The organism is Paenarthrobacter sp. TA1.8 (assembly GCF_048595705.1).
GTDB lineage: Bacteria > Actinomycetota > Actinomycetes > Actinomycetales > Micrococcaceae > Arthrobacter > Arthrobacter nitroguajacolicus.
Genome location: NZ_CP184287.1, coordinates 4,661,651 through 4,683,621, shown reverse-complemented (window position 1 = coordinate 4,683,621; position 21,971 = coordinate 4,661,651). Strand labels below are relative to the sequence as shown.

At 63.0% G+C, this 21,971-nt stretch carries 21 protein-coding genes; 10 read left to right on the top strand and 11 right to left on the bottom strand.

The annotated features are described in order from the left end of the window. The first annotated feature begins 91 nt into the window (after positions 1 to 91). Together ACNAOT_RS21830 and ACNAOT_RS21825 are read left to right on the top strand one after the other, a co-directional pair. Positions 92 to 832, top strand: coding sequence for an IclR family transcriptional regulator (locus ACNAOT_RS21830; protein ID WP_420179384.1), 741 nt, complete (start codon positions 92 to 94; stop codon positions 830 to 832). Between the two features lie 117 nt (positions 833 to 949). Next, on the top strand, positions 950 to 2,137 hold the full coding sequence (locus ACNAOT_RS21825) for a 4-hydroxybenzoate 3-monooxygenase (protein WP_420179383.1): 1,188 nt from the start codon (positions 950 to 952) through the stop codon (positions 2,135 to 2,137). A gap of 144 nt (positions 2,138 to 2,281) precedes the next feature. On the opposite strand, the gene ACNAOT_RS21820 is transcribed toward ACNAOT_RS21825, so the two are convergent. Continuing rightward, positions 2,282 to 4,195 carry a DUF222 domain-containing protein gene (locus tag ACNAOT_RS21820; protein ID WP_420179382.1) on the bottom strand — a complete coding sequence of 638 codons (1,914 nt, stop codon included), beginning with the start codon at positions 4,193 to 4,195 and terminating at the stop codon, positions 2,282 to 2,284. A 118-nt stretch (positions 4,196 to 4,313) separates the two neighbouring features. Here ACNAOT_RS21820 and ACNAOT_RS21815 point away from each other — a divergent pair, with 118 nt between their 5' ends. Continuing rightward, the gene (locus ACNAOT_RS21815; protein WP_420179381.1) at positions 4,314 to 4,772 is read left to right on the top strand and encodes a VOC family protein; all 459 of its coding nucleotides are present in this window, start codon (positions 4,314 to 4,316) and stop codon (positions 4,770 to 4,772) included. A 42-nt stretch (positions 4,773 to 4,814) separates the two neighbouring features. Here the strand turns inward: ACNAOT_RS21815 and ACNAOT_RS21810 are convergent, their stop codons facing one another. Together ACNAOT_RS21810 and ACNAOT_RS21805 are read right to left on the bottom strand one after the other, a co-directional pair. After that, positions 4,815 to 5,435 carry a hypothetical protein gene (locus ACNAOT_RS21810; protein WP_091463864.1) on the bottom strand — a complete coding sequence of 207 codons (621 nt, stop codon included), beginning with the start codon at positions 5,433 to 5,435 and terminating at the stop codon, positions 4,815 to 4,817. 90 nt (positions 5,436 to 5,525) lie between these two features. Continuing rightward, positions 5,526 to 6,410, bottom strand: a complete 885-nt coding sequence (locus ACNAOT_RS21805) for a helix-turn-helix domain-containing protein (protein ID WP_420179379.1) — start codon at positions 6,408 to 6,410, stop codon at positions 5,526 to 5,528. Between the two features lie 199 nt (positions 6,411 to 6,609). Between ACNAOT_RS21805 and ACNAOT_RS21800 the strand changes: the two genes are divergently transcribed. Next, positions 6,610 to 8,001, top strand: coding sequence for an MFS transporter (locus ACNAOT_RS21800; RefSeq protein WP_420179378.1), 1,392 nt, complete (start codon positions 6,610 to 6,612; stop codon positions 7,999 to 8,001). 95 nt (positions 8,002 to 8,096) lie between these two features. Here ACNAOT_RS21800 and ACNAOT_RS21795 read toward each other — a convergent pair whose 3' ends face one another. Both ACNAOT_RS21795 and ACNAOT_RS21790 read right to left on the bottom strand, forming a co-directional pair. After that, the gene (locus ACNAOT_RS21795; protein ID WP_420179377.1) at positions 8,097 to 8,954 is read right to left on the bottom strand and encodes a class II glutamine amidotransferase; all 858 of its coding nucleotides are present in this window, start codon (positions 8,952 to 8,954) and stop codon (positions 8,097 to 8,099) included. A gap of 21 nt (positions 8,955 to 8,975) precedes the next feature. Beyond that, positions 8,976 to 10,376 (bottom strand): glutamate decarboxylase, encoded by a 1,401-nt coding sequence (locus ACNAOT_RS21790; protein WP_420179376.1) that lies wholly within the window; start codon positions 10,374 to 10,376, stop codon positions 8,976 to 8,978. Positions 10,377 to 10,820: 444 nt separating this feature from the next. Between ACNAOT_RS21790 and ACNAOT_RS21785 the strand changes: the two genes are divergently transcribed. Together ACNAOT_RS21785 and ACNAOT_RS21780 are read left to right on the top strand one after the other, a co-directional pair. Continuing rightward, the gene (locus tag ACNAOT_RS21785; RefSeq protein ID WP_420179375.1) at positions 10,821 to 11,654 is read left to right on the top strand and encodes a PRC and DUF2382 domain-containing protein; all 834 of its coding nucleotides are present in this window, start codon (positions 10,821 to 10,823) and stop codon (positions 11,652 to 11,654) included. 113 nt (positions 11,655 to 11,767) lie between these two features. Next, positions 11,768 to 11,968, top strand: a complete 201-nt coding sequence (locus ACNAOT_RS21780) for a hypothetical protein (RefSeq protein ID WP_420179374.1) — start codon at positions 11,768 to 11,770, stop codon at positions 11,966 to 11,968. Here ACNAOT_RS21780 and ACNAOT_RS21775 read toward each other — a convergent pair. Beyond that, entirely contained in the window at positions 11,937 to 13,796 is a 1,860-nt protein-coding gene (locus tag ACNAOT_RS21775; protein WP_420179373.1) for a glycoside hydrolase family 15 protein, read from the bottom strand. The genes ACNAOT_RS21780 and ACNAOT_RS21775 overlap by 32 nt on opposite strands. 98 nt (positions 13,797 to 13,894) lie before the next feature. Next, positions 13,895 to 14,560 carry a TetR/AcrR family transcriptional regulator gene (locus tag ACNAOT_RS21770; RefSeq protein WP_420179372.1) on the bottom strand — a complete coding sequence of 222 codons (666 nt, stop codon included), beginning with the start codon at positions 14,558 to 14,560 and terminating at the stop codon, positions 13,895 to 13,897. A gap of 93 nt (positions 14,561 to 14,653) precedes the next feature. Between ACNAOT_RS21770 and ACNAOT_RS21765 the strand changes: the two genes are divergently transcribed. The 3 genes from ACNAOT_RS21765 to ACNAOT_RS21755 all read left to right on the top strand — a co-directional run bounded on the left by ACNAOT_RS21765 (position 14,654) and on the right by ACNAOT_RS21755 (position 17,051). Further along, on the top strand, positions 14,654 to 15,697 hold the full coding sequence (locus ACNAOT_RS21765; protein ID WP_420179371.1) for an NAD(P)-dependent alcohol dehydrogenase: 1,044 nt from the start codon (positions 14,654 to 14,656) through the stop codon (positions 15,695 to 15,697). 89 nt (positions 15,698 to 15,786) lie between these two features. Beyond that, positions 15,787 to 16,683, top strand: coding sequence for an SDR family oxidoreductase (locus ACNAOT_RS21760; protein ID WP_420179370.1), 897 nt, complete (start codon positions 15,787 to 15,789; stop codon positions 16,681 to 16,683). 107 nt (positions 16,684 to 16,790) lie between these two features. Further along, a complete protein-coding gene (locus ACNAOT_RS21755) occupies positions 16,791 to 17,051 on the top strand; it encodes a DUF6458 family protein (protein ID WP_091463835.1) in 261 nt (86 codons plus the stop codon). A gap of 91 nt (positions 17,052 to 17,142) precedes the next feature. On the opposite strand, the gene ACNAOT_RS21750 is transcribed toward ACNAOT_RS21755, so the two are convergent. The 3 genes from ACNAOT_RS21750 to ACNAOT_RS21740 all read right to left on the bottom strand — a co-directional run bounded on the left by ACNAOT_RS21750 (position 17,143) and on the right by ACNAOT_RS21740 (position 20,550). Next, positions 17,143 to 17,940 (bottom strand): ZIP family metal transporter, encoded by a 798-nt coding sequence (locus ACNAOT_RS21750; protein WP_178993767.1) that lies wholly within the window; start codon positions 17,938 to 17,940, stop codon positions 17,143 to 17,145. 102 nt (positions 17,941 to 18,042) lie between these two features. Continuing rightward, complete coding sequence (locus ACNAOT_RS21745) at positions 18,043 to 18,954, bottom strand: carbon-nitrogen hydrolase family protein (protein ID WP_420179369.1); 912 nt, start codon at positions 18,952 to 18,954, stop codon at positions 18,043 to 18,045. Continuing rightward, positions 18,955 to 20,550 (bottom strand): APC family permease, encoded by a 1,596-nt coding sequence (locus ACNAOT_RS21740; protein WP_420179368.1) that lies wholly within the window; start codon positions 20,548 to 20,550, stop codon positions 18,955 to 18,957. Positions 20,551 to 20,684: 134 nt separating this feature from the next. Between ACNAOT_RS21740 and ACNAOT_RS21735 the strand changes: the two genes are divergently transcribed. Next, a complete protein-coding gene (locus ACNAOT_RS21735) occupies positions 20,685 to 21,329 on the top strand; it encodes a TetR family transcriptional regulator (protein WP_420179367.1) in 645 nt (214 codons plus the stop codon). Here the strand turns inward: ACNAOT_RS21735 and ACNAOT_RS21730 are convergent. Beyond that, positions 21,322 to 21,915, bottom strand: coding sequence for a histidine phosphatase family protein (locus ACNAOT_RS21730; RefSeq protein ID WP_420179366.1), 594 nt, complete (start codon positions 21,913 to 21,915; stop codon positions 21,322 to 21,324). The genes ACNAOT_RS21735 and ACNAOT_RS21730 overlap by 8 nt on opposite strands. Positions 21,916 to 21,971 lie beyond the last annotated feature (56 nt).

Below are 21,971 nucleotides of genomic sequence, written 5' to 3'. Positions count from 1 at the left end.
CGGTCAGTCATGAGAGTTGTATCACCGCATCATGTTGCCTGGCACACGTTCTACCATTGAATGGAAACTCACCGATAAACCAGGAGTCCATGTGGCCAACTCAGCATCCGGCGATTCCGTGGTGGACCGTGTTGTGCGGGTCATGGAAGCTTTCCCGGAAGGGGCGACCTCCCTTCAATTGAGCGAACTGGCCGACCGCGCCGGACTCCCGCTGTCGTCAGCTCACCGGCTGGTCCGGCAACTTTCCGAGCATGGACTGCTGGAGCTTGGTGCCGGCGGGACTGTTCGCCTGGGACTGCGTCTGTGGGAGCTCGTCAACCGGAATTCGCCCACGCTGGCTCTGCGACAGGCAGCCATGCCCTTCATGGAAGACATTCAGCAAGTCCTCAACCAGAACGTGAATCTGGCTGTGCTTGACGGATGGGAAGCCCTTTTTGTGGAGCGGCTTTCCCGGCGGGGGTCGGTAGCCAACCGGGCGCGTATCGCCGGACGGATGCCGGTCCACATTTCCTCTGCGGGTCTTGCCCTGATGTCCCACCAGTCGCGTGAACTGCAGGCGGAGTACCTCAAGCAGTTCGCAGATCCGGCTGGAAAGGTGAGCGCCGACGTCGTGCGTCATTTCCTGGCCGAAGCAGCCCAACAGGGGTACGCGCAACTGGCTGGCGTGGTGGACCCGGACACGTGGGGCATTGCCGTGCCGGTGATCAATGCCAAGCGTCGAACCGTGGCGGCGCTCGGAGTAGTGGTGCCCCTTGCGGAGATGCGGCTGCAGGCCCTGGTGCCCGCTCTCCAAACAGCGGCCCGGGGGATCGGCCGCCAATTGGCGGACTAGCTCGTCCTTCCGTTCAACGGAATTGTTGTAACGCCAATCACGCCATGCGGGCCACACTGATTCCAGATTCATCCCGCTTCCGAGTAAGCCGGGATCCGCAACGAAGCGAGGAAAACCATGGCACGTACACCAATCACCACCCAAGTCGCCATCATGGGCGCAGGTCCCGCGGGCCTCATGCTCTCGCACTTGCTGGCCAAGCAGGGCATCGAATCCGTGGTGGTGGAGATCCGCAGCCGTAAGGAAATTCAGGAGACTGTCCGCGCTGGAATTCTCGAGCACGGCACCGTTAACCTGCTGGTCGATTCCGGCGTTTCGGACCGCGTGTTGCTCGAAGGTGACCGGCACGACGGCATTGAACTGCGCTTCAACGGTGAGAGCCATCGCATCAATTTCAAGGAACTCGTGGGTGAGTCCGTGTGGTTGTACCCGCAGACGGACGTGTTCATGGACCTCGCCGCGAAGCGCGAGGCCGACGGCGGCGACGTCCGATACAGCGTCACCGACACCACTGTGCACAACCTCGAAGGCAAGCCGAAAGTCTGGTTCACCGACGCCGACGGTCAGGATTTCGAAATCCAGGCCGACTTCCTGGTAGGTGCCGATGGGTCGCGCAGCCACTGCCGCTTCCAGATCCCCGAAGCAAACCGAAAGTGGTACTTCCACGAGTATCCGTTCGCATGGTTCGGAATCCTCGCGGAGGCCCCCCGCAGCGCCGACGAGCTCATCTATGCCAACTCTGCGAACGGCTTCGCCTTGATCAGCCAGCGCACCGAAACTGTTCAGCGCATGTACTTCCAGTGCGACCCTAAGGAAAACGTTGCCGACTGGGACGACGAACGCATCTGGTCCGAGTTCCGCAAGCGCGTCAACGGCAACGGCTTTGAGCTCAAGGAAGGACCCGTCCTGGAAAAGATGGTCCTGCCTTTCCGCAGCTTCGTGCACACCCCCATGCGTCACGGCAACCTTTTCCTCGCGGGCGACGCTGCGCACACCGTCCCACCCACCGGCGCCAAGGGCCTCAACCTGGCCATCCACGACGTCAAGGTGCTCTTCGAAGGCCTCGATTCGTTCTACTCGAACGGGTCGACTGCGCTGCTCGATTCCTACAGCGAGCAGGCCCTGGACCGTGTGTGGAAGGCCCAGCACTTCTCTTACTGGATGACGTCCATGCTGCACACCGTTCCCGGAGCCGACGACTTCGATCGCGCCCGACAGCTTGGCGAGCTTCACTCCGTTGTCACATCTGAGCACGCCAAGGCGTATCTGGCTGAGTCGTACACAGGCTGGCCGACTTCGCGGTAGGTCTGGTTGCAGGTCTGGTCGCTGGTCGCAAGTAGGCGGCACCGGCGCACCCGGGTGAAGCGGGTGGCAGGCAGCACCCGGGTGAGCAGGCAACAGGCAGCATCCGCGCGCACCCCGACTCACGTCAGCCGGGCTACACCACCTTTATGTTCTCTGGGGTGTGTGGTGGTGGTTACGTCGTGGTGTTTGTTGGGGGTCGAGGTGGGGTGGGGGGATGAACCAGGGGACCCCGGTGGTGATGTCGATGCGCCATTGTTCCTTGTGGATGAGGTGGTGGTGGTGGCTGCAGAGCAGGGTGCCGTTGTTGGTTGATGTGGTGCCGCCGTTTGACCAGTAGGTGGTGTGGTGGGCTTCGCACCAGGGTGCGGGGATGGTGCAGTCGGGGAAGGCGCAGCCGCCGTCGCGGGCGGTGATGGCTTTGCGGATGTGGGGTGGGAAGATCCGGGTGGTGCGGCCGATGTCCAGGACGCGGGAGTCGGTTCCGAGGAGGACGGGGATGATGTCGGCGTCGCAGGCGATTTTGCGGATGGTGTTCGGGTGGATCGGGCCGGTGAAGGTTGCTGTGCCGGTGCTGAGTCGTTGGTGGTCGTTGACTTGTTCGAAGAGGTCGCGTTCGTCGATGGTGACGGTGAGTTGGGGTCGGAGTCCGCCGTTGGAGGGCAGTTTCCCGGTGGTCATCGCCAGGGCGCAGGCACCGACGAGGCCGTCGAGGAGTTTCCGGGCCCGGCTGCGGCGGTCCAGGTCCGGGCCGCTGGGCTTGCTGCCGATGGGATTGGTGCCGGTGGGATGGTTGCCGGTGGGATGGTTGCCGGTGGTGAGTCGTGGGTTGGTGGCGGTGTTCATGGCGGTGGTGAGGGTTTCGTATTGTTCGGCGGTGGCGAAGATTTCGAGGTGGTGGAGTCCGTGGCGGCGTCGGCGGCGGAGGAACGCGCCTTGGAGTTGGCGGAGGACTTCTTCGGATGGTTCGGTACCGTCCTGGTCGATCCTGTCGGTCCAGCGTTTGGTCATTTTGGTGACGAAGTCCGGGTCGGATTCCATCGCGGTGGTGGTGAGGGCGTGTTCCATCCGGGTGATGGTGTCCTCATCGGTGAGTTGCCGGACTGTGTCCAGGGCGGTGCTGATGATCGTCGCGGACCGGGACGGTACCAGGGCTGAGGAGAGGGCGTCGGCCAGGACTTCGCGTCGGGCCGGGATCTGTTGCCCGGCGATTCCCGCCTGGGGCAGGACGTCGGGGGCGAGGGCGAGCCTGCGGCGGGCTTCCCCGATGCTGATCCGCAACCGGGCCCGAAGGAACTCAGCGGCATTCCGGTACCCGTCATCCAAAGGGCTCACTGAATCGGCGGCCGCTGTAGCCGCATCTGGGGTACTGCGAACTTCCGAGGACATCGCCGCGTTCACAGAACTTGCCGGGGTTTCGGATGCTGGCTCTGGTTCAGTCCACCCCGTCCGCCACCCCGGCCCGGCCCCGAACGCGGACAGCCCCGGCGACGCTTGCTGTCCTTCCTTCCGGGTCCGTTCCACCGCCTGCGCCGCGACGACCTGCAAGTACTCCAACGACCGGGAGATCTCCTCGACCCTGCCCGCGAAATCGGCAGCCTCAACAAAACCAAACAACCGCGCTTCATCGGCCGCCATTGATCGCAACGCATCCGCTGCGGCAGCACACTCGTGGAGCGCCGCTTCCACTACTGGCAAACCCGGCGCCGAGGATTTCGGCCGCAGCAACTCCGGCCATAGCGGCTCCGGCGCCTGCTCGGGGGCGGAGGCCTTGGGCGAGGGCAACTGCTGGGGCGCCTCCTCCTCGCGCGCCGCATTTTCGGGCGTGGAACATTCGCGGGACCCTGGAGGCGCAGATTCCCGGGCAACGGGCGCCGACGCGAGTCGAAGAAGTAGCTCAGGAACCAGTGAGGTTTCCGCGTCGGCGCCTGCCGTCGTCGGGCGCTCACGCGTTGGAAGCGGGGAAAACGTGTCGAGCGGGGAGGGCGAGACGCGCGTGGGCATCTCACTGGCGTCGGACGAACCCGTCCGCCGCGCCAAAATCTGCCCTATGCCTTCCATAACTCAACTCTGTCAGGATGGCGCCACATCTATCAGCCCTCATTGACGCTATGTGGAAAAAGTCAGTCCACGGCTCAGGTTGTCGAAAGATCGGGGCTCCAGGACCTACCGTACAAACATGACTATTGATCCAAGTCCAAAATCACCGGTCCGGCAGTTGCGCCTCGTCGTGGAGGCTGAGGACTACGAAGCTGCGGTGGCATTTTTCCGCGATGCCCTGGGCCTCACCGAGCAGGCTGCTTTCGAAGGAGAGGGGGATGCGCGCGTCACTATCCTCGAAGCCGGCCGGGCTACCCTGGAGATTTCCAACCCCGCCCAAGTGCGGCTGATCGACCAGGTAGAGGCCGATGGCCAGCCCAGTGCCAAGATTCGCCTAGCCTTCGAAGTGGATGATTCCGCAGCAACCACTAGAGACTTGGTCGAAGCAGGGGGCACCTTGATTGCTGAACCCAGGGAAACCCCGTGGAAGTCATTGAATTCGCGACTCGAAGCACCCGCAGGTCTCCAGATCACGCTGTTCCAAGAGCTTGAAGCCATCGAAGAACGAAGCTCGAAAGCGGGTTTCAAACGACCTTGAGCCAGTGTCGCGTGTGCCGGCCCCAACTTTGGGCGGCGCCTATCAGACGACTCCGTCTTGGTGATCGATGCCCGCTTGATCGACCTTTCGGTGGAAGCGCATGCCGGCCTTGCCGCCGACGATGGCGCCGAGTAGGGGGATGATCAGGGCGATGACGAGACCGATGATCCCGCTGGTGGTCATCAGGCTTCCGTCGACGGGAATCTGCGGTGCGCCGTTGAGATTGTCGAGAATGTTGAACTGGCTCCCGGCCACCGCCGCGAGGACTGCCACGATAATGGCGATGATGATGCCCCACAGCCACACGGCGAGCCCCTGTTTAGCTCCGTCGAAACGGGCCATGCGGCCAGCGACGTATCCGCCGCAGTAGTAAGCCAGGAACAAGACCACTGCGAGGACGATTCCGCTGACGATGCCCAAGGTTTCCGCATTCTGCTGGGCCTGGTCTGCCGCCTGTTCGGCGCCGGACGGATTCGCTGCTCCTACCCCCACGCCAATGGCCGTGGCTAAGGCGCTGAGCAGGACCGTCATCCCGATGGCCGTCAGCCAGCCAAAGAAAGCCGAGCCCCATTTGATGCCGCCGAAGCGTTCCTTTTCCGCTCGGACGACGTCGTCCCTACGGGCTTCGGGAGTGCTTGAGCCCGCACCATTTTCGTAGACCATGTCAGCTCCTAATCCGGGTGCCTTTGGTTAATCAAGCAAAACACCACCCCCGACAAGAAAGCAAGCATACTTACTAAAGTGCCGCATGCCTTATGAGTCGATTTCCGCCAAACCGCGCGGGACTTTCCGGGTGTCACCTGAAACCTGAAGCAACTGCAGGGCTCCCGCAGCCGCTGATCCCGGGTCTGCGGCGTACAGGAGCACCCGATGCCCCGATTCGTCCGGCGGCGTGAGTACCTCGAAGTTCAGCTCCAGATATCCCACTTCAGGATGGTGCAGGTATTTCACACCGGACATGCAGTTCTCCACCGGGTGCCGGGCCCAGAGCTTCGCAAAATCAGGGCTTTTCAAGGTCAGCTCACCAACCAGGGACGCCAGTTCCTGGTCATCGGCAGATTTTCCCGCCACGAGGCGCAATGACGCGACCGCCCTTCTCGCCTCTTCCGGCCAACGCGTGTACAGCTCCCGTGTGTGATCGTCGAGGAATAACAGTCGGGTCATGTTGGGACGAGTAGAGGGGGCCTCGGGCGCTGCGAAGTCCAGGTGGCCGGCAACGAGCCGGTGTCCCAAGGAGTTCCACGCCAACACTTCACTTCGACGCCCCAGCACCACCGCCGGAGTGCCGGGCATGGACTGGATCAACCGCAGTGTCCCCGGCCGCACTTTGTCCGGCTTTGCCGGCGTGCGGCGTTTCGTCTTTCCCGGACGAGCCAGGTTGAAGAGATGCACGCGTTCGTCTTTGCTGAGGTTCAGGGCACGAGCGATTGCATCGATGACAGCTTCTGAGGCGTTTGTACTCAGGCCCTGCTCCAGCCGTGTGTAATACGTAGTGCTGACTCCGGCCAGCATGGCCAGTTCCTCCCGTCGCAGGCCAGGGACGCGCCGGATGCCGTAATTTAGAACGCCCACGTCCTCGGGCTGCAAGGATGCCCGACGGATGCGAAGGAACTCCCCAAGTTCGCTATGTGTACCCATGCCCCCATTGTTCAGCTAATTGCCGGGGTTGTCCTGTCACTGCCAGTGGTACCCACAGCGGGGTGTGGTTACCGCACACGAAGACGGCCACGCTGAACGCATGCCAACAACCAAACGCATGCCAACAACCACTAGAGCCAGCCATCCCCACATCGAGCCAGCACAAAGCAGGGCCCCACAAAACAAGGCCCCACAAAGCATGACCACCAAACAACGGCTGGCGCTCATCGTCCTCCTGGCAGCGAGTTTCACGCTGGCCGTCGATTTCTCGATCCTCAACGTCGCACTGCCCGCAATCGGCTCCGACGTCGGTTTCTCGCTGGAAAACCTCCAATGGGTCGCAACGGCTTTTGCACTGTGCGCCGCTGGCTTCACGTTGCTGTTCGGCCGAGTGGCGGACTTGGCGGGTCGGCGGAGGATGTTCCTGATCGGTATGGCGCTGCTCGGGGCAGCATCACTGGCTGGTGGCCTGGCCACTGAACCGGCGGTGCTGCTGCTGGCAAGGGTGGGCCAAGGCATCGCAACGGCGATGGTGGTACCGGCGGCCCTGTCACTGCTTCTGGTTTCGTTCCCGGAAGGCCCTCTTCGGGACAAAGCACTGGGGCTCAATGGGTCCCTGATGGCCGCCGGATTCACCACTGGGGCGATCCTGGGTGGGCTGCTGACCGACCTCCTCAGCTGGCGGTGGGCGTTCTTCATCAATGTGCCCGTTGCGGCAGCCGTTCTCCTCATTGCACCCGTTGTACTCGCCGAAAGCCGGGCAACGTCCAAGCTACGGCTCGACGTTCCCGGCGCCGTTACGGTCACCCTTGGCCTGCTCGCACTCGTCTTTGGCCTCACGCATGCCGCCGAACACACCTGGACCCACCCTCTGACGCTCGGTGCGCTTGCGGCCGCCGTCGTCCTCTTTGCGGTGTTTGCCATGGTTGAAAGCCGGGCGCCGCATCCGCTGGTGCCTCTTGCCATCCTCAAGCGTTCGAGCGTGGCGTGGGGCAACGTCGCCGGAGTCATGGCCTTCGTTACCGAGACATCGCTGGTGTTCCTGCTAACCCTGTACCTGCAGCAGGTCCTCGGCTATACGCCGCTCGGAGCGGGTCTTTCCTTCGCCGTCCTGGGCTTGGGCATAGTGCTCGGCGGCATGCTCGGACCCAAAGTAATTGCGAGGGTCGGCAGCAAAAGGGCAATCGTGTACGGGTTCGTGGTTCAGGCAGCGGCCACCGGAGCGCTGGTGTTGCTCAGCTCGGATCCGGGTTCCATCGGGCTCCTCCTGGTGGCGACATTCGTTGGGGGCGTCGCCAACCTGGTGGTCATCGTGGGCTTCATGGTGACCGCCACTTCAGGGCTGCCCGACGCAGATCAAGGCATGGCAACCGGGCTGGCAACCATGAGCCAGCAGATCGGCATCACCATGGGGATCCCGGTGATGAGCGCGGTATTCACCGCTCAGCTGCTTGCCCTCGGCGCGAGCGACGCGCCCGCGGTGCTGAACGGCGTCACGGTAGCCATCGCCGTGAATGCGGCCCTTTGCCTCGCGGCTGCCGCGGCCGTGGCGGTGTTCCTCAAGAAGGAAGCGGCACCAGTCGCTGGCTGACATACCTGACGAGGCGCATTGGCGGGGAAACGCACGACGGCGGCAGGTCGCCGTCGTGCGTTTCCCGCGTTTGGTTCGGACCGCCGAAGCGGCGATCAAGGCTGCTGCGACGCCGCCGCGGTCGGTTCGAGATCGGCGAGGGTGAGCCGATGCGAAGGAGCTTTCGGCAACGGAACAGTGGAAGTTACGGAGAGATCCGGACCGACATGAACCAGCTCGCCGGACTCCATGGGCCGCCAGCCAGGATTGGAATCCATGGGTTCGGTGGCGAAGAGGACAAGCGGGGAACGGGAAAGCTCGGTACTCTTCGAACGGATCCGATGACTTCGGGCGTCGAGCGGGGCAGATGCAGAGGCCTGCCGTTCAAGCACGTACAACTCGTGGGTGGCCGGGTATCTCAGCGCCCACATGTCCGTTGCGGTGGTCAGGATGAAGTTGAGGCTGAAAACGGGGAGCTCCCGAGCGACCCAGTTGATGGCCTTCACTATGCCGGTCCCTACGTCCCCTCCGGCGAGGCGCGTTTCCGCCGTGATGAGTGCGAAAAGGCGCTCGCTGTCCGACTGTCCCAGCACCAGGTCCATCACGCCGAGCTCATTGAGGCGCTGATCAAGTTGCTCCAAACCGTGGAGAACACCGTTGTGCGCGAAAAGCCGCCCGTCCTGCTCGAACGGGTGCGTATTGGCCATGGTGAGCGCGCCGGTGCTGGCGTACCGCACATGGGCCAGGAACGTGGTGCTCTTCAGGTCCCTCGCTTCGCGGGCGAAAGCGTGATCCTCCCACGCCGCCAAAGGCTGTTTGGCTACGTGCGCCCTGCCTGCCGTATCAAACGTACCTATGCCGGCGCCGTCGGGCTCGCGTCGGCTTTGCACGGAGAGGCTGTCCGGCGCATCCAACAACCAGAAGGTGGCACGCACCGGCCGTGGACCGGCGTGGAGCCCGAAGAGCCGACACATATGGAACTTCCCTTCCCGGAGTTAGTGGTGAAAGCCTTCTGACTGCTTGTCCGTGGGCATCGGCGCCGTGAGGCTATCGAGGTAGTCGACTTCCTTCTTGAGGTCAGCCAGGAAGCTGGAGGCGAGGTCCCGGGTGAAACCGTTGCGGACTACGATCCTTTGGACTGTGACCTCACTCAAACCATCGGGCAACGGGTAGGCCGGAACCAGCCAGCCGTTCATTCTGAGCCGTTCCGAGAGGTGGTGAAGGTCCCAATGCTCCGTGTGGCCATCGCTGAGCTGCCATGCGAATACCGGGATATCCGACCCGTCGCTCCAGAGGGTGAACGCGTCCATCGCCCCGATCTCGCTGGAGAGGTAAAGTGCCACATCCCTGGACGTCGCTTGGACAGACCTGTATCCGGCAAAGCCGAGCCGGAGAAACAGGTAATACTGCAGCAACACCTGGGCGCCGGGCCGGGAGAAGTTCAGCGCAAACGTTGGCATGTCCCCGCCGAGGTAGCTGACGTGGAAGATCAAGTCCTCGGGGAGTGCCGCCGCGTCCCGCCACACCACCCAGCCCAAGCCCGGGTACACCAGTCCGTACTTGTGGCCGGAGGTGTTGATGGAAGCGACGCGGGGGAGCCGGAAATCCCACACGGTTCCGGGTTGCAGGAACGGTGCCACCATGGCTCCGGAAGCACCGTCCACGTGGATGGGGATGTCCAGTCCGCGACGTGCCTGAATCTCGTCCAAGGCCTCGGAGATGAGCTCCACCGGCTCGTACTTGCCGGTGTAGGTGACGCCCAGGATGGCGACGACGCCGATGGTGTTCTCGTCCACATACTTGTCCAGGTCATGGCCGTCCAATGTGGGATGCTCGGCCGAGACCGGGACGAACCGGGGCTCCACGTCCCAGTAATTGCAGAACTTCTCCCAGCACACCTGGACGGCGGAGCTGAGGATGAGGTTGGGCTTCTCCGTGGACTTGCCGGCAGCGCGCCGGTCATGTTGCCAGCGTCGCTTCAAGGCCAAGCCGCCAAGCATGCAGGCCTCGGAGGACCCGATGGTGGAGGTGCCGATGCTCTTCTCGGGATCCGGCGCATTCCACAGGTCCGCGAGCATCCGCCAGCAGCGCGTCTCGATCAGTGCTGTCTGCGGGTATTCGTCCTTGTCGATCATGTTCTTGTCGAACGTCTCGGCATAAAGCCTGGATGCTTCCGTCTCCATCCATGTCCCGACGAATGTGGCCAGGTTCAGCCGCGAATTGCCGTCCAACATCGCTTCGTCGTGGACAACCTGGTAAGCCGTGGCCGGCAACGATTCGCCGTCCGGCAGGGTGAAGCGGGGGAAAATGTTGGATTCTCCGGGCCTGCTGAACAAGGGATTGAGTTCGACGGCGGTGTCCGGTTCATGCTGTGACGCTCGGTGGGATCTGCTCATGGGGCAACTCCTTGGGATCGTCCGCTCGCGGCGGGGCGCAACCTGTCCTCGGCTCACGCTACCCGGGACGGGCCGCCCACCCAAGCTTCTGAAGCGCTGCAAAGAGCGTACGACGGCGGTAGCTCGCCGTCGTACGCTCTTTTCGCCCTGGTGGCGGTCAAGTTAGCGCTTGTGAAGTTAGAGCCAGTGAAGTCCAGCGCAAGCTGAGGCTAGTCCGGAATCTCCCTCCGGAACCCGTACTCATCACAGTGAAATCCTGGGCGTGGCAAGCGCCATTGATTCTTCAATTGGGGCTTGCCAAGCAAACACTAAGCATGCTTATTATTTGGTGTTCCTTAAAGCCGACGGGTTGATTCGAGTCCCTGTCGGCGTCCGGAAACCATGCCTGGTGATGCAGCCCGCTTGGCAATCCACAGTAAGAGAACCGCATTCCAAGGAGACATCATGCTCGCGAGGGAAAACATTGACCGTTTGATGGGCCTCAACGGAAACGTCCGCACCACCGAAGGTGACAAGGTCGGCTCCATTGGCACGTTCTACACCGACGACGACACGGGTGAGCCCACCTGGGTGACCGTCAAAACCGGCCTTTTTGGCAGTTCGGAATCGTTCATTCCCCTGCAGGACGCCACGGTGGAAGGTGACGACGTGGTGGTTCCCTTCAGCAAGGACCACATCAAGGATGCCCCGCGTGTGGCCGAAGACGGGCACCTGGATCCGGGCGAGGAGAGCCGCCTGTACAACCACTATGGACTTGAGGGCGGGGACAGCTTCAGTGGCCATGGGGACTATGCCGGCACCACTACCGGCACGGTCGGGACGGCGGGCACTACCGGCACCAGGGATGCAGTGGACACTGATGCCAACTACACCCGCGATACTGACACCAACCGCGACGACGACGCCATGACCAGGTCGGAAGAACAGTTGAACGTGGGTACCGAACGGCAAGCCACCGGTAGGGCGCGGCTGCGCAAGTACATCACCACGGAAAACGTCACCACCACGGTGCCGGTAGAGCGCGAAGAAGTCCGTTTGGAGCGCGAGCCCATCACTGACGCCAACGCCGGCGACGCCATGTCCGGTCCGGATCTGACCGAGAGCGAACACGAGGTCACCCTGCACGAGGAACGGCCCGTGGTGGAGAAAGAAACCGTTCCTGTTGAGCGCGTTCGCCTCGAAAAGGACACTGTGAGGGACGACGTCAAGGTTGACGAGGAAGTCCGCAAGGAGCGGATCGAAACAGAAGGAACCGGCACGGGCGAGACCCGCCGCTAAACATACGTTGTGAGGCCCGCTCTGCGCCCCAAAGAGCCGGGAGAGCGTGCAGAGCGGGCCTCGCAACGGCAGTTTTAGCTATCGCTGACGAACTGGTGATGGGACCATGGGGTATGGGCGAACAAGAGCAGGTGCAGCCCGCCGCGCCAATCGGCGCAGCGTGGGAAGATCGGGGCGACCCCACCACGCAGCAGATGCGGACCGTAGGTCAGCGTCGGCGCGAAGCCGAACGTAAGCTGGACCTCCACTTGGAGGAAGCGAGCCACAAGGGCGAACCATCAGCTACCGAAGGCGAGGATCATTCCGAAGGGTAGAGCCACTGGCGCTGTCCGGATGCTTGGGCTTGTGAAGCGGGGTGTCGCTGCTGTGGGCCTCGCCCTGATGAAGTTGCAGGGCGCTGTGAATCAACGGGAAATGGCTGAAGGCCTGCGGGGTGTTGCCGAGGTGCCGCTGCGTGCGCGGATCCCATTCCTCACTGAGCAGGCCCACATCGTTACGCAAGCTAAGAAGTCGCTCAAATAGCTCGGTAGCCTCGCCGGAACGGCCGATTCCCAGCAGCGCATCCACCAGCCAAAACGAACATGCCAGGAAAACACCTTCATCACCCGGGAGTCCGTCGTGTCCGGACTGGGTGCGATACCGAAGGACCAGCCCGTCGTCGGTGAGTCGCTTCTGGATGGCGTCCACAGTTCCAATAACCCGCGGATGCCGGTGGGGCAGGAAGCCTACACGTGGAATCAGGAGCAGGCTCGCATCCAGTTCCTTGCTGCCGTAGGACTGGACGAAGCTGTTGAGTTCATCGTCGAAGCCCTTGGCCATGACATCTGCATGGATTTCGCTGCGGAGCGCAGCCCACCTGTCGGCAGGACCTGGGAAGCCCGATGTTCGGACGGCTTTGACCATTCGGTCAGCAGCCACCCACGCCATCACCTTGGAATGGGTGAAGTGCTGCCGTGGTCCGCGCATTTCCCACAGCCCGTTGTCCGGCTGGTCCCATGCCCCTTCGAGGAACTCCATCAGAGCGACTTGAATGTCCCAGGAGCTATCCACACTGCCATCCGGGGATGCCGCCCGGGTCAGCGAAAGCCCGTCCAGGACTTCGCCCCACACATCCAATTGAAGCTGCGGGGCGGCCGCGTTTCCGGTACGGACGGGCAGCGAACCTTCGTAACCCGACAACCAGGGAATGTCCGCCTCCGGAAGTCTCCGGGCGCCGTCGAGCCCGTACACAATCTGAAGTTCCGACGGGTCGCCGGCTATCGCCCGCAGCAGCCAGTCGCGCCAGGCGGCGGCCTCCTCCGTGTAGCCGGCGGCGAGCAGCGATTGCAGGGTCAAGGTGGCGTCGCGCAACCAGCAATACCGATAATCCCAGTTGCGGGGCCCGCCGATTTGCTCGGGCAGGGAGGTTGTTGCGGCGGCCACAATGCCGCCTGTGGGCGCATAGGTGAGTGCCTTGAGGGTGATGAGGGACCGCTCCACCGGTTCTTTGTATTTGCCCGTCATCTCGCTGCGGCCGATCCATTCCAGCCAGAACGACTCCGTCGCCTCCAGTGCATGCATCGGATTGATTCGACGTGGCTCGCGTTCGTGGCTTGGAGCCCAGCGCAGCACGAAGGGAACGCGTTCGCCCGCGCGGACGGTGAATTCGCTGAAGGTGCGCTTGTCCCGGCCCTCCAGGGGAGCGGGGGTGGTGAGGTAGGCGCTGTCGGGGCCGGCCACCGCGCTGATGCCGTGCTCGCCATGACGGACCCACGGCACCACCCGGCCGTAATCAAAGCGCAGGACCAGTTCCATCTGCATGGTGACCTCGCCCGACACTCCTTCGACGATCCGCACCAGATCCACGGCGTCGTCGCGGACGGGCATGAAATCGAGGACCCGCACGGATCCGCCGTCAACTTCCCATTCCGTTTCCAGGATGAGAGTGTCCTCACGGTATCGGCGTCGCGTGCAGTCGCCGCCGTCCGCTGTCCCGGCGGGCGCCAGCAGCCAGCGGCCGGCGTCGGGGGTGTGCAGCAGTGCGGCGAAGCAGGCGGGGGAGTCGAAGCGCGGCAGGCACATCCAGTCGATGGAACCGCTGCGACCCACCAAGGCGGCAGTGTTCAGGTCTCCGATGATCGCATAGTCCTCGATCCTGGCCATGAACTCAGCTCCCTCATTCGGCGTCGTCAGCTATGCCTGACCGTACCCCGTTGGCCTGAGCGCCTTCAATGAGACTCGCGTCTCCAGCCAAAAGGCACTTATTCCCCGCCGGATTTCAGCCGGTTGAGACCTTCAAGGATCAGGTCCAGGCCGAACCCAAACTCGTCGCCAAAGTCGTAGCCGGGTTTGAGGACGTGCTCGACGGCGATCTCCACCATGCGCGGATACTCACCTGTGGCGAAGCGCTCCATGATGGGGTTGGTGATCTCGGCCGCGGTGTCCCTGCCCTCGAACGGGAGTGCTGCTTCCTGAAGGGCGAAGCCGTAGATGTAGCTGTCCATCAGGGCGTAGGCGTGGGCCGTCAGCTGGACGGAGAAGCCTGCCTCCCTCAGTGTTGCCAGCGTTGCTTCATGGTGCCGGAGTGTGGCCGGTCCCGGTGCGGACCGGCTTTCCAGCAGCCCGACTGCCCACGGGTGGCGCCTGAGCGCTGATCGCACTCCGTGAGCCCTCTGCTGCATTTCTGCGCGCCAATCTCCCCCCGGTACCGGCGGTTCGATTTCGCTGAAGACCATATCCACGATCCCATCAAGGATCTCTTCCTTGTTGGCTACGTAGTAGTAGAGCGACATGGGCTTGGTTCCCATGCTCTGGGCAAGCGTGCGGATGGTCAGCGCGGCCAGTCCGGATTCGTCAGCGAGCGCAACTGCGCACTCCAGTACTCGTTCCCTGCTGAGGGGCAGGCGCTGGGATGCTGCGGTGGACACGTGGACTCCTTGCGTTGAGGGTAAGGCTCTAGCGGTTTAGTACAGTGTACGGTAGCGTGTTTGGTACAGCGTACGAAAAGAAAGGTCCGACCCATGACCACTGGTCAGCCGTCCAAGGAAGCGCGCAAGGAAGAGGCGTCGCCCGGAAACCTGAGGGCCATCGTGCAGGAAGCGTATGGCTCCGCGGATGTGCTTCACGAGGCGCAGGTTCCTCGCCCGGCCATCAAGGAAAACGAGGTTCTGGTGAAGGTCCGGGCAGCCGGGCTCGATCGCGGTACGTGGCACGTCACCACAGGTTTGCCGTTTGCGTTGCGCCTGGCTTACGGCTTCCGCGCGCCAAGGAACCCCGTGCCCGGGCTCGACCTCGCGGGAACTGTGGAGGCTGTCGGGGCTAAAGTCACGCGGTTTGCCGTGGGCGACCAGGTTTTCGGGTCAGGGAAGGGATCGTTCGCGGAATACGCCGCTGCCCGCGAGAACCAGCTTGCCCACAAACCGGCGGGCATCAGCTTCGAGCAAGCAGCCGCGGTTCCCGTGTCCGCGTGCACGGCTTTGATCGCGTTGCGTGCGGGAGGTATCGATCCGGGCATAGGCCCCGTAGCGAAGGAACTCAAGGTCCTGATTACTGGCGCCTCGGGCGGTGTGGGCAGTTACGCGGTGCAGATCGCCAAGGCGGCCGGTGCCGAGGTAACCGGGGTGGCGAGTGCCGCCAAGGCGGACTTGGTTCGGGAACTCGGCGCTGACCATGTCATCGACTACGCCTCACGGGACTTCGCTGATGGCAGCGAGCGCTACGACGTCATTATCGATATAGCCGGCAACCCTTCGGTTTCCCGTCTTCGCAGGGCGCTTACTTCTTCGGGAACAGCAGTGATCACCGGTGGGGAGGAAGGCGGGTCCTGGACGGGCAGCTTGGATCGCCAGTTCCGGGCCGTGGCGCTCTCTCCCTTCATCCGCCAGCGGCTCACCATGATTGTGGGCACCCAAACCGCAGCGGATCTGGAATACCTTGCAGGCATCCTCGAAGCGGGAACCATTACCCCTGAAATAGACCGAAGTTATCCGCTGGCCCAGGTCCCTGATGCCATGCGGTATTTGGACGCCGGTAAAGCCCGCGGGAAGGTTGTCATCACCATTTGAGTTTTAGTGTGTAGCTGAAACGCCCCCTAGCCCCAAGCTCCGGCCTCGTGCTACCACTGACCCTAGGAACAAACCCCTGAGGAGAAACAGTGGCCGAAGACCTGCCTGTCCTTGTTGTTGGCGCCACTGGCTTCTTGGGTGCACAAGTGGTGGACGAATTGCTCAAGCGCGGAAAGAAAGTCCGGGCCCTGGTCCGGCCCAAGTCCAATGCCGCCAAGCTTGAGGCCAAGGGTGTTGAGATCGCCCGCGGAGACATGTTGGACGCCGCCTCTTTGATCACCGCAATGACCGGCGTTTCCGCGGCAATATCGACGGCGGCTGGATATACGCGGAATGACAAGAACGCCAAGGCCATCGACACCTTCGGCAACAGCAATCTGGCCGTCGCGGCCAAACACGCCGGAGTGCCGCGTTTTGTGCTGATCAGTATCGTCACCAGCGATCAAACTCCCCAAATTCCCCACTTCTGGAACAAGAAGCTGGCCGAGGACAAATTCGAGGAGCTCGGCGTTCCCTTTGTGGCCCTCCGGCCAGGCGCCTTCTTTGACCAGGCGGTAGGCATGGGTGGTGATCCCTTCGCTAAGGGCCGCTTCGTCTGGCTCGGTTCCAAAGACGCCAGGCTCACGTTCGTCCTGGCCAGCGATGTTGCCGCCTACCTTGCAGAGGCAGTTGACGCGGACATTGTTGAGGGAGAGCGCATTGATATCGGCTGGAGTCGGCCCTTGAGTATCCACGAAGCCGCGGAAATTGCCGGACGCCGGGCCGGCAAGCAGATCAAGGTGATGTCCATACCCGCCGGCGCCATTGCTGGACTCGGCAAGGTGACTGCGAAAATCCTTCCGTTGGTGGGCGATATGGCAAGCATGGTGGCGTGGTTCGAGACCGGAAAGTACGTTGCGGACGTCACCCGCCAGGAGCAGGTCTTCGGCCCCGCGCCGACCCCAGAGGACGCCATTGTCAGGGTGGCGGCACGGTACGGCCACTGACAATGGCGCCGGGTTGATGCTGGTCGGCGAGGTGGAACGTAAGTATCCTGATGATACGGATTCGGCTGCAGGCCCTGACTGCGTCGAAAAAACATGAGGAGCACGTTATGAGAATTGGTTCTTCCATCGCCCTGATTGCCATCGGAGCTATTCTGGCTTTCGCGCTCGCCCCCGGAATCATCCCCTTCCTTGACCAGGTCCTGGTCGGCTACATTCTGATCGGGGTCGGCATCGTCGGTCTCATCATTTCCATCGCCATGTCCAACCGGACCCGTCGCACAGTTGTTGAGCGCCGCGGCGATCCCCACACCGTTGTTGAGCGCCGCGATGAACCGCACACGATTGTCGAGCGGCGCCCCGAGGTCTAGCAACTCAAGCTACGGAAGAAGCGCACGACGGCGGATACTCGCCGTCGTGCGCTTTCTTTCGTCAGTGCCTCTGAGGTTAAAGCCCAGCGGCTCAGGCGAGCGAGAGGGTGAACGACAAAACAAATCCTGCTGCCGTGCTCAGCGCAACGGCCGGGCCACCGTGTTCGTAGGCCTCTGGCATAAGAGTGTCCGCTAGCGATGCGATCACGGCGCCCGCTGCAAATGCCAAGGGCAGGGAGATCGTCTCGGGCTGGGCTGAGGAGAGCGGCCCCGCTCCGAGGACGACGGCGGCAACCAGCAACACAGCGCATACGCTCCAGAGCAGCATGATCCGCCCAGCCTTGCGACCCTGGCTGCGCATGGACGAAGCTCCCACCAAAGCCTCGGGCAGGTTGGAAACGAAGATGGCCGCAAGCAGTGCCAGGCCGCCGGATCCCTCTCCCAGGGAGATGCCCAAGGCGACGTTTTCGGGCACGCCGTCCAAGGTGACCGCAGCCAAGAGGGCCATGCCGGCGGCGCCTCGTGTTGAGGCGGAGGTGGCGGCTTTATCGGACGCGGCGGCGTCGGTGTCCAGCTTGGGGCTGCCCTGTATTTCGTCCGCGGGTTTGGATTTCGAGGTTCTCCCGGGTTGGGCCCAGCGGTCCAGCAGGGCGCTCAACGCCGTAAACACGATGGCCCCGGCAAGGAGCCCCACCGCTGCGCGCACGATTCCGCCTTGTTCGTACGCGTCCTCGAACAGTTCGAAGGCCAAAGCCGTGATGAGTGAGCCGGCCGCGAAGGACAGCAGGATGGCCAGGAGCCGTTTTGGCAGTTCGAAACGCACGCCGATGATTGCGCCTATGACCAGGGCGCTGGAGGCAATCAATCCGAACCATAGTGATGCCATCACAACGCCAGTATAGAAGTAAGCAATCTGATCTTCTCTAGGGTGAGGTGAAAACGTTCGACGGCGGCAGCCCGCCGTCGAACGCTCCTCAGGTTGGGCGTGTGGTCAGGCCTGTCCGCTGCCGCTGCCGCTGCCCTGCCGTGCTGAAGTGGAATCGCCACTCCACTCCGGCGATTGGAAGTGAGCTCCGCCGAACATCGGGAAGCGCAGCAGGCCTTCCTGGTCCCGGAGCTGGGCCCAAGGGCGGTTGATGCCGTGAGTGCCATAGCGGCGGAGCTGGGTGACGCGGTCCAAGTCCAGGACGGCGAACAGGATCTCCTCACCGCCCCGGGCGTGCTGCATGATGGTGCCCTCGGGGTCGACGATGACGCTCTCTCCCACGCCGGAGGGGGATGCTCCGTTGACGTTCACCACGTACACCTGGTTGGCGAAGGCGTTGGCCTGGGACATGACGATTTCCATTGCCCGGTCCCGCGTGGTGGTGAGTGTGGGCTGGATGATGACCTCTGCGCCGAGCCATGCCAATTGGCGGGCGACTTCGGGGAAGCTGCCGTCGAAGCAGATGGCCAGGCCGATGCGTCCACAGCCGGGGATGTCGAAAGTGACGAAGGAATCGCCGGGAGTGGTGGTTTCGAACGGTCGCCACGGGAAGAGCTTCCTGTAGCGCGCCACAATTTCTCCTTGCGGGGAGACAGCAATGGCGGTGTTGTACGTGTTCCCATTGTCCGTTTCCAGCAGTGAGCCGGGCGCAAGCCACACGTTCAGCCTGCGGGCCAGCGCGGAGATGCGGTGGGTGAGTGGGCTCGGGATGGGCGCGGCGGAACGGGTTTCGCCGTCGGGGTCCGGGAGCAGGAACTCGCCCGGCGCGGAAAGCAGCAGTTCCGGAACCACGATGACGTCCACATCCGGGCCCAGCTTCTTGGCTGATTCGGCTTGGGCCTCGAACCGGGCCCACGTGGCCTCGAGATCATTGGGGACGGGGTTGGTCTGAATGGCTGCGATGGACAGGATGCGCATTTATGCCTCGGTTTCGTTGTGATGAGTGTCGTTGCTGAGGATGGACGGAAGTTGGTGGCGGGTGGTGATGTTTCCGCGGGGGATGGATTCGCCTGAGAAGAAACGGCGCAGCCTGGTCCTCAGGATCGCGGTGACCAGCAGGCCCAGGATCAGCGCACCGATGCCTATCCAGAACACAGAGCCGATGCCCAGCCACGACAGCCCGACGTACTCGGGGGACAGCATGTCGACGGCGCTGTATGCGAACGCTCCGATCATGAGGAGTGCTCCGAGGCCGGGAAGGATGCCCTTCAGGATCAGGGTCGATGCAGAGGTGCGCATCAGCGGGGCGAAGTACACCACCGAGGCCAAGGCTGTCGCGGCGTAATAGGCCGCTATCATCAGGCCCACCGAAAGGATACCCAGCCCGATGAAGTCCGGGCTGATTGCCGTCAACCCCAACGTTATGGCCATGGTGATGATTGCCCACCAGGCGATGGAGGTGGTAGGCGTTCCCCTCTTGGGATGCATCTTCGTGGTCGACTTGGGCAGCGCGCCGTACGTGCCCATGCTGAGCCAGGTCCGCGGCGTGCTGACAGCAACAGTCATCAGTGCTGCCAACGCCGAAAGTCCCACTGCCAGGATGATGACCTGGCCAAACACTTCTCCGGTCGCCTGCGGCCCGAGGACTGAAAGGACATCCGAGACGGTTTCCGGGTTGGTGATGCTTGCAGTTCCGGCGTATCCGACGGCGGCCGTAGCGGTCACTACATAGAAGAACAGGAGGATGACCGTGGTGATGACTACCGCCTTACCGGGCGTTCCCTTGCGGTCCGTGGTTTCCTCGTTCACGGCGATCAGTGCATCCCAGCCCCAGTAGATGAACAGGCACAGGATGACGCCGGACACGAGTCCGGACATGTCGCCTGATGAAAAGGGGTTGAACCATTCCAGACCCGGCTTTTCGGCGCCGTCTGTGGCGTTGCCCGTGGCCATGGCAGTGAAGGCGGCGACACAGAATCCCCCCAGTGCCACGAGCTGGAGGCCAATCAGCGCGTACTGTACCCAGGCGGAGAGTTCGATTCCCCTCGCCGCGATCCATGCACTCAAGGCGATCAGCCCGCATGCGATGGCAGCTACAGCGATCGGTTCCGCGGCGATCCAGGCCAGACCAAAAAAGTTGAGCAGATAAGTGGTGGCCACTTGGGCGAGTGCGGCGCTCGCAATGAACGTGGCCACTTGTGGCACCCATCCGCCAAGGAACCAGCCAGCGGTGGGCCCGAAAACGCGGGTGATCCAGACGAACACGCCACCGCAGTCGGGCATTTCCTTGTTGAGGTCCCTGAACGCGAGGGCGGTGAACAGAATGGGGACGAAGCCCAGCAGGAATGCGGCAGGGGTGCTCGCTCCCACGGCAAGGACCACGAAGCCGAGCGTCACGGCCAGGCTATAGGCCGGAGCGACGGCGGCCAGCCCGAGGGCCACGGTCGGTCCGATGCCGATGGAGCCTGCTTTCAGGCCCTTGGACGTTGGCTCGCTTGGTGCCGGGCTCTTTGATGGTGCGTCTTTTGGGGTTGGGCCGCTAGCGAGTGGGGTGGGGGACGGGGGATGTGACACGGAGACTCCTCGTTGAATCAGTAAGTCGTATCTGGAATCAGTAATTTGAATCACATTCAAATTTGAATGCCATTCAATACCGGTCTAGAGTCAATGTCAACAGGAATCTTCAGGCGTCCACGGGGGGAGCGGTAGTGGCCAAGGTAGACAAGAAGGACATTCGGCGGCAGGAAATCGTTGCGGCAGCACAGGCCGTGGCAGCCCGCGACGGCGCTGAGGGCGCCACGCTCCGCGCCATTGCCGCCGAGGCAGGCATGGCCGCCAACGCAGTGCTCTACTACTTCGGCAGCCATGCCGACATCATCGCTGCCGCCGTGCAGGCTTCCTCCGGCAGATTTCTGGAGAAGCTCGCCGAAGCCGTTGACCTGAACATGACTCCCACCGCCAGGCTCGCCGCCGTCATCAGCGCCGGCACTACTGCAGGACTGGACGACGACGTCTCCCGGATTCTGTACGAGTACTGGCCCCACATGCTCCGAGACGCCGAGCAACGCCGGATCCAGGAAGAGCTCACCAGCGCACAGGAACGCGTCTACCGGGAAATCATCGACGCCGGAACCAGCTCAGGTGAGTTCTCTCCGCTGCTGGATCCAGCCAAAATTGCCCGGACCCTTGTTGCCCAGGAAGACGGCCTTGTCATGGATGTGCTCGCCGGGAGCGCCACCAGCGAGTATGTGCTTGATTTGGTGGGAAACCTTGCAGCCGCCCTTCTTGGGCTCAAGGCAGAGGCCCTGCTTGAGCTCATCGCTGTCCGGGGCGGGTCAGTTCCTGCTAGCTAACGGCGTCGGCCGTGACGCGCTCGCCGTTGAAGTACTCCAGTTGCCAGCCGTTAGTGACGTGGTGATGGGCCAGATTGAGCACTGCATTCTGCACGCTGTCCAAAGTGCGCCCGATAGCCCGGCTCAACGTCAGCCGGATCAAAGTGCCGTGCGCCACCACCAGGACGCGCTTGCCGGCAAACTCTCCGGCCAGCTCTTCCAAGGCAGCCATGCCACGGTCAGCCGCCGCCTCGTCGGATTCGCCTCCGCGGAAACCTCCCGGAACGCGGAGCGCCTCCAGTTCTGGGCCGGCCTGCAGCCCTTCGGCGGGTCCGAAGCTGCGTTCCGTCAGCTCGGGAACCAGCCGCGCAACCTTGAGGCCTAGTCCTTCGGCGATGATCTCCGCAGTTTCGGCGGCACGGCCCAGCGGCGAGGACACCACTGCGTCCCACGGCTGGTCCGACAGGAAGGCGACGGCGTCACGCGCCTGGCCGCGGCCGACGTCGTTCAGCGGGATGTCAGTGGACCCCTGCAACCGGCGCTCCGCGTTCCAATCGGTCTGGCCATGGCGGACGAGGGCGAAAGTTGTGAGGGTCATGCTTTCCATTGTGCCTTGCGGGTGCGCCGGCCCGCAGTTTCCTGCGTCACGTACGACCGTTACGT

What these genes read in the sequence shown, in the direction of transcription:
- ACNAOT_RS21765 (WP_420179371.1), top strand. Translation starts at nt 14,654, where the DNA reads ATGACCACTGGTCAGCCGTCCAAGGAAGCGCGCAAGGAAGAGGCGTCG.
- ACNAOT_RS21820 (WP_420179382.1), bottom strand. Translation starts at nt 4,195, where the DNA reads ATGGAAGGCATAGGGCAGATTTTGGCGCGGCGGACGGGTTCGTCCGAC.
- ACNAOT_RS21795 (WP_420179377.1), bottom strand. Translation starts at nt 8,954, where the DNA reads ATGTGTCGGCTCTTCGGGCTCCACGCCGGTCCACGGCCGGTGCGTGCC.
- ACNAOT_RS21730 (WP_420179366.1), bottom strand. Translation starts at nt 21,915, where the DNA reads ATGGAAAGCATGACCCTCACAACTTTCGCCCTCGTCCGCCATGGCCAG.
- ACNAOT_RS21815 (WP_420179381.1), top strand. Translation starts at nt 4,314, where the DNA reads ATGACTATTGATCCAAGTCCAAAATCACCGGTCCGGCAGTTGCGCCTC.
- ACNAOT_RS21825 (WP_420179383.1), top strand. Translation starts at nt 950, where the DNA reads ATGGCACGTACACCAATCACCACCCAAGTCGCCATCATGGGCGCAGGT.
- ACNAOT_RS21775 (WP_420179373.1), bottom strand. Translation starts at nt 13,796, where the DNA reads ATGGCCAGGATCGAGGACTATGCGATCATCGGAGACCTGAACACTGCC.
- ACNAOT_RS21745 (WP_420179369.1), bottom strand. Translation starts at nt 18,954, where the DNA reads ATGCGCATCCTGTCCATCGCAGCCATTCAGACCAACCCCGTCCCCAAT.
- ACNAOT_RS21785 (WP_420179375.1), top strand. Translation starts at nt 10,821, where the DNA reads ATGCTCGCGAGGGAAAACATTGACCGTTTGATGGGCCTCAACGGAAAC.
- ACNAOT_RS21800 (WP_420179378.1), top strand. Translation starts at nt 6,610, where the DNA reads ATGACCACCAAACAACGGCTGGCGCTCATCGTCCTCCTGGCAGCGAGT.
- ACNAOT_RS21790 (WP_420179376.1), bottom strand. Translation starts at nt 10,376, where the DNA reads ATGAGCAGATCCCACCGAGCGTCACAGCATGAACCGGACACCGCCGTC.
- ACNAOT_RS21810 (WP_091463864.1), bottom strand. Translation starts at nt 5,435, where the DNA reads ATGGTCTACGAAAATGGTGCGGGCTCAAGCACTCCCGAAGCCCGTAGG.
- ACNAOT_RS21780 (WP_420179374.1), top strand. Translation starts at nt 11,768, where the DNA reads ATGGGCGAACAAGAGCAGGTGCAGCCCGCCGCGCCAATCGGCGCAGCG.
- ACNAOT_RS21805 (WP_420179379.1), bottom strand. Translation starts at nt 6,410, where the DNA reads ATGGGTACACATAGCGAACTTGGGGAGTTCCTTCGCATCCGTCGGGCA.
- ACNAOT_RS21755 (WP_091463835.1), top strand. Translation starts at nt 16,791, where the DNA reads ATGAGAATTGGTTCTTCCATCGCCCTGATTGCCATCGGAGCTATTCTG.